Annotated in this window: 8 protein-coding genes and 2 pseudogenes; 3 read left to right on the top strand and 7 right to left on the bottom strand. The window is 69.2% G+C overall.

Annotated features, from left to right (window positions below; all coding sequences use genetic code 11):
- Positions 1–214 precede the first annotated feature (214 nt).
- The 7 genes and pseudogenes from GXP76_RS02935 to GXP76_RS02965 form a co-directional block, all read right to left on the bottom strand.
- Positions 215–802 (bottom strand): isochorismatase family protein, encoded by a 588-nt coding sequence (locus GXP76_RS02935; RefSeq protein WP_242569810.1) that lies wholly within the window; start codon positions 800–802, stop codon positions 215–217.
- 167 nt (positions 803–969) lie between these two features.
- The gene (locus GXP76_RS02940; RefSeq protein WP_242569811.1) at positions 970–1,329 is read right to left on the bottom strand and encodes an STAS domain-containing protein; all 360 of its coding nucleotides are present in this window, start codon (positions 1,327–1,329) and stop codon (positions 970–972) included.
- Positions 1,326–2,583, bottom strand: a pseudogene (locus GXP76_RS02945) (PP2C family protein-serine/threonine phosphatase). Before GXP76_RS02945 ends, GXP76_RS02940 begins: the two are co-directional and overlap by 4 nt.
- On the bottom strand, positions 2,583–3,392 hold the full coding sequence (locus GXP76_RS02950; RefSeq protein WP_242569812.1) for an alpha/beta fold hydrolase: 810 nt from the start codon (positions 3,390–3,392) through the stop codon (positions 2,583–2,585). Before GXP76_RS02950 ends, GXP76_RS02945 begins: the two are co-directional and overlap by 1 nt.
- A gap of 91 nt (positions 3,393–3,483) precedes the next feature.
- Entirely contained in the window at positions 3,484–4,281 is a 798-nt protein-coding gene (locus tag GXP76_RS02955) for a DUF427 domain-containing protein (protein WP_242569813.1), read from the bottom strand.
- 125 nt (positions 4,282–4,406) lie between these two features.
- Positions 4,407–5,345 (bottom strand): sigma-70 family RNA polymerase sigma factor, encoded by a 939-nt coding sequence (locus GXP76_RS02960; RefSeq protein ID WP_242569814.1) that lies wholly within the window; start codon positions 5,343–5,345, stop codon positions 4,407–4,409.
- Between the two features lie 10 nt (positions 5,346–5,355).
- Positions 5,356–6,546 (bottom strand): NAD(P)/FAD-dependent oxidoreductase, encoded by a 1,191-nt coding sequence (locus GXP76_RS02965; RefSeq protein ID WP_242569815.1) that lies wholly within the window; start codon positions 6,544–6,546, stop codon positions 5,356–5,358.
- A 740-nt stretch (positions 6,547–7,286) separates the two neighbouring features.
- Between GXP76_RS02965 and GXP76_RS02970 the strand changes: the two genes are divergently transcribed.
- From GXP76_RS02970 to GXP76_RS02980, 3 genes and pseudogenes are all read left to right on the top strand, one after another.
- Positions 7,287–8,618 (top strand): polysaccharide lyase family 1 protein, encoded by a 1,332-nt coding sequence (locus GXP76_RS02970; RefSeq protein WP_242569816.1) that lies wholly within the window; start codon positions 7,287–7,289, stop codon positions 8,616–8,618.
- Between the two features lie 121 nt (positions 8,619–8,739).
- A complete protein-coding gene (locus GXP76_RS02975) occupies positions 8,740–9,963 on the top strand; it encodes a right-handed parallel beta-helix repeat-containing protein (RefSeq protein WP_374359717.1) in 1,224 nt (407 codons plus the stop codon).
- 172 nt (positions 9,964–10,135) lie between these two features.
- A pseudogene (locus GXP76_RS02980) lies at positions 10,136–11,239 on the top strand (polysaccharide lyase family 1 protein); the annotation flags it as partial.
- Between the last annotated feature and the right edge of the window lie 8 nt (positions 11,240–11,247).

The following is an 11,247-nucleotide window of genomic DNA, read 5'->3' on the forward strand; positions in this document are numbered from 1 at the left end:
TCGGGAGTCCCGCGCGTGGGCGCGGACGTACGGGCGGGACGCCTCCGGGGCGTCCCGCGCCGTACGACCGCACGGCGTGCCGGACCGCGTCGGCATCATCACCGGCACGCTCGGCAGGGCGCCCGGCGGCGAGTCCGGCCGGCTACGTGGCCGCGCGCGCCGAGACCGTCGCCCCGCTGCGCCGGCGGTCGCGCCCGTGGCGCGGCCTCGTGGGCTACTCCGGTACCGGCAGCGCTCCGGTCACGGTGACACCCGCCTGGTGGAAGTCGTCCACGGCGGCGGCGCTGGTGTGCGCGGCGACGCCCACCGCGTAGTCCAGGAGTACGCGGGCCCCGAAGCCCGCGGCGACGGCGTCCAGCGCCGTCGCGCGTACACAGTGGTCGGTCGCGATTCCCACCACGTCGACCTCGTCCACCCCTCGGGCGCGCAGCCACTCGGCCAGGGAGGTTCCCCGGTCGTCGGCGCCCTCGAAGCCGCTCTTGGACGCGCTGTGGGCGCCCTTGAAGAAGACGGCGTCGATCTTCGGCAGCGCCGGGGCGAGGTTCGGGTGGAACTCGCCGCCGGCCTGCCCCGCCACACAGTGCACGGGGAAGCTCTCCTGGAAGTCGGGGTGTTCGGAGAAGTGGCCCCCGGGGTCGATGTGATGGTCCCGGGTCGCGACGACGTACGCGTAGTCGTGATCCGCGCGCCGGTCCACCAGACCGGCGATCGCGGTCGCGATCCGCGCCCCGCCGGAGACGGGAACACTGCCTCCTTCACAGAAGTCGTTCTGTACATCCACCACGATCAAGCCCCGGCTCATCACGAACACCCTTCGACGGCGCGGCCGCGTCCCCGAAGGAGCGCGGGCGGGAAAACCTCCCGCGCGGTTCTACCTGCCGCCCCGTCCCCCCAGGGCGTCCAACGGCCCCTGCTCACCCGGACGGACGCGCACATTCACCACCGGGCGGGGCGGCAGATGGTGTGCGATCAGCCCGCCGAGGGCGGTCTCCAGGCTTTTTCGGCGTCCCGGACCGTGGGGTAGGCGGGGAAGACCCCGTCCAGGCCGACGATGCCGAAAATCCTGCGGACGCGGTCGGGGACGGCGATCAGGGCGATGGTGGCGCGGGCGGCCAGTGCGTGGTTGCGGGCGGCGATGAGGATGGTGATGCCGGTGGAGTCACAGAAGGTGAGCCCGCCCAGGTCGATCAGGAGCTGCTGGCCGGGACCGAGAGGGAGAGCGGGCAGGATGTCCCGGACCTGGGAAGACGTGTGGTGGTCGAGCTCTCCGCTGACCTCGACGGCGGCGCCGGAGGGCAGGGTGCGGGTGGTCACGCTCAGCTGGGTCACTGCTGCTCCTCACGGTCGGGGAGGGGCACACTGACGGCCAGGATGGCGGCGTCGTCGTCCACCCCGGCACCAAGGGCGTCGAGAAGCTCGCGGATCGCGGCGACGGTGTGCCGGGCGGTGGTGGGGGCCAGTGCGCGGCCGAAGCCGAGGAGCGCTTCGTCTCCGTAGCGGTCGCCGGAGGCTGCGGTGTGGGCCTCGGTGAGGCCGTCGGTGTGCAGGAGGAGGGTGTCGCCGGGGCCGAGGTGAAAGGTGGTGGTGGCGATGTACGCGTCCTGGAGCACGCCGACGAGCTGGCCGCCGGGGGTGTGCACGTAGTCGGCGGTTCCGTCGGCGCGTAGCAGCAGGGCCGGCGGGTGCCCGCCGCTGGGTGATCCGGAAGCCTCCATGGCCGTGGTCGGGGGTGAGCAGGCCGAAGACGACGGTGCAGAATCGCGGGTCGTCGCCGTTGTACTCGTGGTTCAGAACAGTGTTCAGGTTGCCCAGTACCGCGGCCGGGTCCGGGTCGTAGACAGCGGCGGCGCGAAGGGTGTATCGGGCGAGGGAGGTGACGGCCGCGGCCGCGGCTCCCTTGCCGCAGACGTCTCCCAGGAACAGTCCCCAGGTCCCGGCGGCGAGGGGGAACAGATCGTAGAAGTCGCCGCCGACCTCGTCGACGGAGGCGATGTGGTAGTGCGCGGCAACGTCCAGTCCGGGAACGCCGGCCAGGGCGGGCGGCAGCAGCGTGGCCTGGAGCGTGGCCGCCAGTTGCTGGAGACGTTCCCGTTCGCGTTCGGACTCCTTGCGGGCGCGCAGCAGTTCTTCTTCGTAGGCGCGGCGGTCGCGGGCGTCGAAGACGGTGGTACGGATGAGCAGTGGCTGCCCGTGGTCACCGGTCTTGACCGTGGAGGTGACCAGGACCGGCAGTCGGCTGCCGTCGGCCGTCCTCATCTCCAGGGCGATACCGCTGATCTCCCCCCGCATGCGGAGCAGCGGCGCGAAGTGCGTCTCGTGGTACAGGCGCCCGCCGACGGTGAGGAGGTCGGAGAATTGCCTGCGGCCCACCAGGTCGCCGCGCTCGTAGCCCAGCCAGTTCAGCAGCGTGGTGTTGACCTTGGCGATCTGCCCGTCCAGCAGGGTGGAGAGGTAGCCGCACGGCGCGTTCTCGTACAGATCCACGGCGCTGTCTTCCAGCAGCGCGGAGAACAGGCGGGAATCGTCGCCCGCTCGGCCGTTGGAGGTCGCGTCATTGCCCCGGTCGTCACCGGTGGCGCACATCACCGGAGGGCTCCCGCGAACGCGGCGATCGCCTGCGCGGTCTCTTCGGGAGCACTGAGCTGGGGGCAGTGCCCGGTCGCCTTCAACGTGACCAGTTCGCTGCCCTTGATCTGCGCGTGAACGAAGGCACCCACCTCGGGGGGCGCGATCGCGTCGCTGGAGCACTGGGCGACCAGTACCGGCACGTTCACCCTGCGCAGATCCTCCCGGTTGTCGGACAGGAACGTCACGCGGGCGAAGACGCGGGCGATGTCCGGGTCGGTGGCGCAGAAACTGGTGGTCAGCTCCTCACCCAGCTCCGGGCGCTCCGGATTGCCCATGATCACCGGCGCCATCGCCCCGGACCAGCCGAGGTAGTTCGCGTCCAGCGATCCGAGGAGCTCGTCGATGTCCGTGGCGCTGAACCCGCCCCGGTAGCCGGTGGCAGGATCGTCGATGAAGCACGGTGAGGGAGCGAGCAGGACCAGGCCCGCGAAGTACTCGGGCTCCTGTGCGGCCGCCAGAACGCCCATCATCGCGCTCACCGAATGCCCGACGAAGGTCACCGGACCAAGGCCCAGTTCACGGCAGATCTCCAGCACGTCCTCGACGTATCCGTCCAGATCGGAGTACCGCTCCCTCTCCCAAGCCGAAAGATCTGAACGGCCGGAACCAACATGGTCGAACAGGACAACGCGGAAATCACGCTCCAGCGTCGGCAGTACCAGGCGCCACAGGTTCTGATCGCACCCGAACCCGTGCGCCAGCATCACCACCGGGCCGTCCGCTCGCCCGGAGACCCTCACGTTGTTCCTGTTCCGCACATCCATGCGGCCATCCTCGCAAAATCGAACGACAGGTGGATCGAGAGTTCCGGGCGGTGCGGTGCCGAGCGGTTCCCGCGGGCCGTTCGGCGAAGTCTCAACCGGACCTGCGCGAGGTGTGTCGGTTGACGGGTGCCGGACGGGGGAGCTCGCGGCCGTCCAGGAAGATGTCCGTCTGTTCGTTGTAGAAGCAGACGAGCCCGGCGATGGGCGCGAGCTGGCGGGTCGGGAAATCGTAGGACCAGGCGATGTCCGTGTGGCTGTCGGCCTTCGTGGTGACGGACCAGTAGGCGCTGGTACTGCCCTTGTAGGGGCAGGCGGTGACGGTGTCGCTGGGCACCAGCCGGGTGAGATCGGTGTGCAGGCGGTCGAGGTAGTAACGGGTCGGCAGGCCGGTTTCGAACACCATGACGGTCGACGGCGCATCGGCAAGGACCTCCCCGTCCAGCTCGACACGGACCCCGCGGCTCGACCGGAGCGCGTCCACCCGGGTGTAGGGGCTGCGAGGATGGACGAACACCTGCTCGTCCTCCTCGAACCACGCGTCGGGGGCGGCCCAGTCGATACGTACGGTGCCCGCGAGACCTGTCGGCGACTTCTCCGTCCACAACCGCGCCGAGCCCGGCCGTTCGACGCCGCCGATACGCAGCCCACAGCGGCGCGCCACCCCCAGGTTCAGCTTCAGCGTGTGGTCCTCGTCGACGAGAGCTCCCTCGGTGAAATCCTCCGCCGGAACGCAGTACTGCGGATAGCCGGACCACTCCCACACGTAAAGGGCCCGCACCGTGTCGAACACCATCCGGCCGGCCAGGAACGCGCGGATACGGCGGGCGACCGGTTCGACATGCCCGACCGGGACAATCATCTGCGGAAAGAACTGGGCGCTGTCAGGCATGGATGCTCCTGTCCCTGATCAGTAGGAGGGCTGCCTGACCCACCATCACACGACCATGGACATCAGGCACGTCGCCGAGGCCCCGGCCCCGGCCGCACGCAGACCCGGGGATTCCGGTCGTTCTGTCACCACGCGTCGATGACCGGCGCGTCGGGTTCGGACAGCCTCCAGGCGTGGTTCAGACGCGCGAGCCGGTCCGCCGACGCGATGCCGCACAAGGACGCGACCTTGCCGTCGCTGACCTCGAACGCCACGGCTCCCATGACCCGGTCGTCGACCACGGCGAGCACGGCCGGGCGGCCGTTGACCCGTGCGAGATGGAAGGCGGGCGAGCCCCCGGCCAGCCGTCGCTTCGCCTCTGTGGGCTTGAAGCCGGCCCGTGCGAAGGAGGCGACCCGCTCGGGCGTCCGGTAACGCAGCACATGCCTGGCCAGCCCCGCGCCGTCCGAGACCACGGTGACGTCGTCGGTGAGCAGCGCCACCAGTCGTTCGGTGCGCCCCGATGTGGCCGCGGCGAGGAACTCCTCCACGACCTTGCGCGCCGACGCGGGGTCGGCCTCCCCACCGCGGTGGCGCTCGGCGGCGACCCGGACCCGGGCCCGGTGGACATGCTGCTGGCTCGCGGGCTCCGTGATGTCGAGAATCCCGGCGATCTCGGCGTGGCTGTACGCGAAGGCCTCACGCAGGACATAGACGGCCCGCTCGACCGGCGAGAGGCGCTCCAAGAGGGTCAGTACGGCCAGGGACACCGACTCGCGCTGCTCGAAGGTCTCGGCCGGTCCGAGCATCGGGTCACCTTCGAGGAGCGGCTCGGGCAGCCAGGCACCGGCAGATCGCTCGTGGCGCACCCGCGCCGAGCGGAGGCGGTCGAGGCAGATGTTGGTGACGACCTTGGTCAGCCATGCTTCCGGCACCCGGATCCGGTCGCGGTCCGCGGCCTGCCAGCGGATGAACGTGTCCTGCACGGCGTCCTCGGCGTCGGCGGCCGAGCCGAGCAGACGGTACGCCAGTGAGGCCAGCCGACCCCGGCCGGCCTCGAACCGGTCAATGGCTGCACTGTCCATACGCAACAGCCTACGAGGCGACTCGTACACCGGCCCGGTCGGACGCGGTGACCAGCCGGCGCCTGCGCTTCGGCATACCGAAGGTCGGGTGGGCGATGCTCAGCCCGGCCCCCGTGAGCACGCCCGACTTGAGCCGTGCGGCGGTCCGGCCGCCCAGGTACCAGGACTTCGACCGGACGTCGCCGTCCACCATCTGGAAGATCGCGTCCCGCCGCCCGAGACTGATGTGGTTGCCGAAGTACTTCAGCCCGGTGATCGGGACCTCGTCGCCCGTCAGACGCGCGATGATCGCGGCGGTCGCCTGCATGTTGGTGAAACCGGCCGACGCGCACGACATCGGCAGCCGCCGGCCGTTCTCACCGATCGCGTGGACGCTGTCACCGGCCGCGTAGACGTCGGGGTGCGAGACCGAGCGCATGGTGCGGTCGACGACGATCTGGCCGGTCGCGGCCACCGCCAGGCCGCCGGCGGCCGCGATCGGGTGCACGGCGAACCCCGCGGACCAGACGGTCACATCGGCCGCGATGGACGTGCCGTCGGCGGCGACCGCCCGAGCCGCCTCGACGGCCGCGATCTCGGTGTGCTCGTGGACGGTGACGCCGAGCCGGTCGAAGGCCCGGCGCAGGTGACGGCGGGCCTTCGGGGAGAGCCAGGCGCCCAGCTCGCCGCGGGCGGCGAGCGCGACCGAGAGGTCGGGCCGGGACTCGGCGAACTCGGTGGCGGTCTCGATGCCCGTCAGCCCCTCGCCGACGACCAGCACCGTGCCGCCCTCGCCCAGGCCGGCCAGGCGCTCGCGCAGACGCAGCGCCGAGGACCGGCCGGTCACATCGAACGCGTACTCGGCCACGCCCGGGACGCCGTGGTGGGCGACGGAGCTGCCGAGCGCGTAGAGAAGCGTGTCGTACGCGAGTTCCCCGACGCCGTCCTCTCCCGTCACGGTGACGGTCCTGCGCTCGGGGTCGATGCCGCTGACACGCGCCAGGCGCAGCCGCACCCCGGTGCCCGCGAATACGTCGGTGAGCTCGCGGAACCGGAGGTCCTGGCCGATCGCGAGCTGGTGGAGCCGCATGCGCTCGACGAACACGGGCGCGGCGTTGACGACGGTGATCTCGGTGTCGGCGGGGGAGAGTCGGCGGGCCAGGTTTCCGGCGGCGTAGGCCCCCGCGTATCCGGCGCCGAGTACGACGATGCGGTGCTTCATGACGTTGCTCCTGTCTCGTTCGCGTGCCCCTTGAACGAGATGGGGCCCCGATTGCTGACAGGTGCCGTGCGTGACGCGGAACACAGTCCTTCAGCCGGGGCCGCACCGATCTGACGTCGACGATCCGCTCGCGGACCGCACGGACGGCTCGTCAAATTCGTGGTCGTCATTCACATGCGTGGACAAGTTAAGGATTCCAGGAGGCTAGGTCAAGTGCCTTGAGGGTTCCGGAAGTTCTTCGGTTCGAAGCGTTGACGAACCTTGCGGGCAGCTCTAGCTTCATCGCGTCGTACTTCGTACGTCAGATATGAGACGCGATACACGAGGTGAGAGCTCTTCGCCCATGCCTTCTGCGCCTGCTCCGACCCCGCCCCGACCCCCTGTCGCCGGTGACTCCACGGCCGCCGCGGAACACGTCGACGCCGCGCCCGAGGAGGGCGGGGGCATGGCCCTGGCGAGACTTGGCCTTCGTCCGGTCCGGCCGCGACGATCAGAAGACCGAGGCCCTGGGCTGTGGCACCGACCCGTACGCCACTCGGTACAAGCACCTGCGCCCATACGTGACGGGCGCAGCCGGTGCTCGTCACCTCCGCCGAGGACCGCCGGTTCGCCGCCGACCGGGGCCCGGGGCAGTGAATCGCCCGGTCCGGGCCCCTCCGACAGGGCGCCGCGTACCCGCGGCCGGCACTCCTCGCCTCTTACCTCTCCTCTTGCTCCCCGATTACAGAGAAGGATTCGCCATGCCCGCACACATGCGTCACTCCATCGCCGTGGCCGTGGGCTGCGCATCGCTGGCCGTCGCCATGAGCGTCCCTGCCCAGGCCGCGCCGCACCCGCGCCAACAAGGAGCGGGCGCCGAGCGGGCCGTACTGCCCGACAAAGACGGCTGGGCCGCCGCCGAGGGCTCCACGACGGGCGGTGCCGACGCCACTGCCGACCGCGTCTACACAGTGACCGACCGGGCCGGACTCATCGCGGCCTTCGCCGATGCCGGCGACGCACCGAAGATCGTCAGGATCTCCGGCACCGTCCACGGCAACTCCGACGCCTCGGGCACCCCGATCGGCTGCGAGCAGTACCAGACCGACGGTTACACGCTGGAGAAATACCTCGCCGCCTACGACCCCGAGGTCTGGGGCCGGGACACGCTCCCCTCGGGCCCGCTGGAGGACGCCCGCGCGGCCTCCGCGAAGCTGCAGGCGGCCACCGTCAACATCAAGGTCCCCTCCAACACCACCCTGATCGGAGTGGGGAAGGACCCGAAGATCATCGGGGCCGGGCTTCAGTTGACACACGTCTCCAACGTCATCATCCGCAACATCAGCTTCGAGGACACCTACGACTGCTTCCCCCAGTGGGACCCCACGGACGGGGAGAAAGGCGCCTGGAACTCGGAGTACGACAACCTCGTCGTGTACGGCTCCCGCCATGTCTGGGTCGACCACAACACCTTCAGCGACGGCGGACGCCCCGACGCCGACCAGCCTCACTACTTCGGCCAGGTGTATCAGCAGCACGACGGCCTCTTCGACGTCGTGCGCGGCGCCGACCTGGTCACCGTCTCGTGGAACGTCCTCAAGGACCACGACAAGACCATGCTCATCGGCAACAGCGACGGCGCCGGGGCGACCGACCGGGGCAAGCTCCGCGTCACGCTCCACCACAACCTCTTCAAGGACGTCAAGGAGCGGGCCCCGCGCGTCCGTTTCGGCCAGGTCGACTCGTACAACAACCACTTCGTCGCGACGCCGGGCAGCGCCTACGGCTACACGTACGGCATCGGTGCCGAGTCCCAACTGGTCGCCGAACACAACGCGTTCACGCTCGCGCGGCAGGTGGACCGGGCGACGGTCCTGAAGAAGTGGTCGGAGTCCTCGCTCACGGCGCGGAACAACTACGTCAACGGACGGAAGACCGACCTGATCGCCGTGCACAACGCGGGCGTGCCCGGCGAGCACCTCACCGAGGGCGCGGGCTGGACACCCCACCTGCGGCCGACGGTCCACCATCCGCTCGCCGTGCCGGCGCTCGTGGCGCTCAAGGCCGGGGCGGGCGAGGCGACCAGGCGGTGAGAGAGTCCTACAGGTGTTCATGATGATGAACAGAAATCATGTACGCGGATATTGACGTGTCCATGTAAAGCTCTTAACGTTCCCCGCAGTAAGCGCTTTCTCCAGTACCTCCCACCGAGTCCTGACCAGACCGAAACCACCTGGAGACACGATGCGAGTAAGACCACTCACCGCGTGCGTCGGCCTGCTGGCCGGAACGCTGTTCACTCTCTCCGGCACCACGGCGCAGGCCACGTCCGTACCTCACGCGGCGCCGTCCGCCGCCGCGCTGTACGTGTCACCGAACGGCAGCGACGGCGCGTCCGGCACGGAGTCCGCCCCGACGACGCTCACCTCGGCGATCGACCGGATAGCTCCCGGCGGGACGATTCATCTGCGGGGCGGTACGTACCGCTACTCGCAGACGGTCACCATTCCGCAGGGCACCGACGGCACCTCGGGCGACCGCACCGAACTGACCGCCTACCCGGGCGAGAGGCCGGTGCTGAACTTCGCGGCCCAGTCGGAGAGTTCGTCGAACCGCGGGCTCGCGGTCAACGGGTCGTACTGGCACGTCCGGGGGATCGTCGTCGAGCACGCCGGCGACAACGGCATCTTCGTCGGCGGCAGCGGCAACGTAATCGAGCGCACGGTGACGCGCTTCAACCGCGACACCGGGCTTCAGCTCTCGCGTACGACCTCCGACACGCCCCGCGACCAGTGGCCGTCCAACAACCTGATCCTGAGCGCGGAGTCGCACGACAACGCCGACTCCGACGGTGAGGACGCCGACGGATTCGCAGCCAAGCTCACCTCCGGCCCCGGCAACGTCTTCCGCCACGCCGTGTCCCACAACAACATCGACGACGGCTGGGACCTCTACACGAAGTCGGATACGGGAGCGATCGGCGCGGTGACCATCGAGGACTCACTCGCCTACGAGAACGGCACCCTCTCCGACGGCACCCAGAACTCCAGCGGAGACCGTAACGGCTACAAGCTCGGTGGTGAGGACATCAAGGTCAACCACGTTGTCCGGCGCAGCATCGCCTACGACAACGGCAAGCACGGGTTCACCTACAACCGGAACCCGGGCACGATGACGCTCTCGGAGAACGTCAGCATCGACAACGCCGAGCGCAACTTCTCCTTCGACGCCGGTACTTCGGTGTTCCGCGGCAACATCTCGTGCCGCGGCGGCGACGGGTCCAACGACAAGACCGTGGGCAACGCCGACGGATCGAACCAGTTCTGGACCGGCTCGAACGGATCGCGGTGTTCCGCGTACACCGGTGCCCTGGACTGGGCCTTCGCCACGGACGGCCGCCTCGTGGTGACCTTCGGCGGAAACCGGGTCACCCGGTAATCGGTCCTCCCCGCAGCGCGGATCCCGCCGCCGGCAACGGAAACGCGCATCGGTGCCCACGGCCTCGGCCGCGGTACCGACAACCACGGAGACCCAGGCTGATCAAGGCCGCGGCGGCGACCGCGGCCTGTAGCCACAACACCCGCGTGCAAAGACGAAAGTTGAGGCGAAAATGACACGACGAGCAGTCGCACCGCGACTCCACGCGGCGCTGGCCACGATGGTCCTCGCGGCCGCGGCCGGTGTGTTTCTGTCGACGCCCGAGGCGTCGGCGGCGACCGGCAGCGCCACCGGCTACGCGACCCAGAACGGCGGGACCACCGGTGGGGCGGGCGGCCGAACGGTGCGGGCCACGACAGGGACCGCGATCCACGCGGCCCTGTGCGGCCGGGCCGCCAGCAGCACCCCGATCACCATCGAGGTCGAGGGGACCGTCAACCACGGCAATACCAGCAAGGTGTCCGGCGGCAGCTGCAACACCGCCGCCGGCGTGATCGAGCTCAAAGAGATCAGCAATGTCACGATCGTCGGCGTCGGAAGCGGAGCCGTCTTCGACCAACTGGGCATCCACATCCGCAAGTCCAGCAACATCATCATCCAGAACGTGACGGTCCGGAACGTCAAGAAGTCCGGTTCGCCCACGTCCAACGGCGGTGACGCCATCGGCATGGAGAGCGACGTCCGCAACGTCTGGGTCGATCACGTCACCCTTGAGGCTTCGGGCGGGGAGTCGGAGGGGTTCGACGGCCTCTTCGACATGAAGGACAACACCCGGTACGTGACCCTCTCCTACAGCATCCTGCGCAACTCCGGCCGCGGTGGCCTCGTCGGGTCCAGTGAGAGTGAACTCTCCAACGGCTTCATCACCTACCACCACAACCTGTACGAGAACATCGACTCCCGCACGCCGTTGCTGCGCGGCGGCATAGCCCACATCTACAACAACCACTACGTGAAGCTCAACGAGTCCGGCATCAACTCCCGGGCCGGGGCCCGCGCCAAGGTGGACAACAACTACTTCAAGAACTCCAAGGACGTCCTCGGCACCTTCTACACCGACGCCGCCGGGTACTGGCAGGTCAGCGGCAACATCCTCGACAACGTGACCTGGTCCAGCCCCAGTAGCGAGAACAACCCCGCAGGGCCCGACCTGAAGTCCAACACCACGGTCGGCATCCCGTACTCGTACAGCCTCGATCAGGCCGGCTGCGTACCGGACATCGTGGCCCGGACGGCAGGTGCCAACAAAGGGCTACAGGTGTCGGACGGCAACTGCTAGACCTT

The organism is Streptomyces sp. NP-1717, assembly GCF_022695985.1.
Taxonomy (GTDB): Bacteria; Actinomycetota; Actinomycetes; order Streptomycetales; family Streptomycetaceae; genus Streptomyces.

Coding starts and splice junctions, on each gene's coding strand:
- GXP76_RS02935 (WP_242569810.1), bottom strand. CDS start 802: ATGAGCCGGGGCTTGATCGTGGTGGATGTACAGAACGACTTCTGTGAA.
- GXP76_RS02955 (WP_242569813.1), bottom strand. CDS start 4,281: ATGCCTGACAGCGCCCAGTTCTTTCCGCAGATGATTGTCCCGGTCGGG.
- GXP76_RS02950 (WP_242569812.1), bottom strand. CDS start 3,392: ATGGATGTGCGGAACAGGAACAACGTGAGGGTCTCCGGGCGAGCGGAC.
- GXP76_RS02965 (WP_242569815.1), bottom strand. CDS start 6,546: ATGAAGCACCGCATCGTCGTACTCGGCGCCGGATACGCGGGGGCCTAC.
- GXP76_RS02960 (WP_242569814.1), bottom strand. CDS start 5,345: ATGGACAGTGCAGCCATTGACCGGTTCGAGGCCGGCCGGGGTCGGCTG.
- GXP76_RS02970 (WP_242569816.1), top strand. CDS start 7,287: ATGCCCGCACACATGCGTCACTCCATCGCCGTGGCCGTGGGCTGCGCA.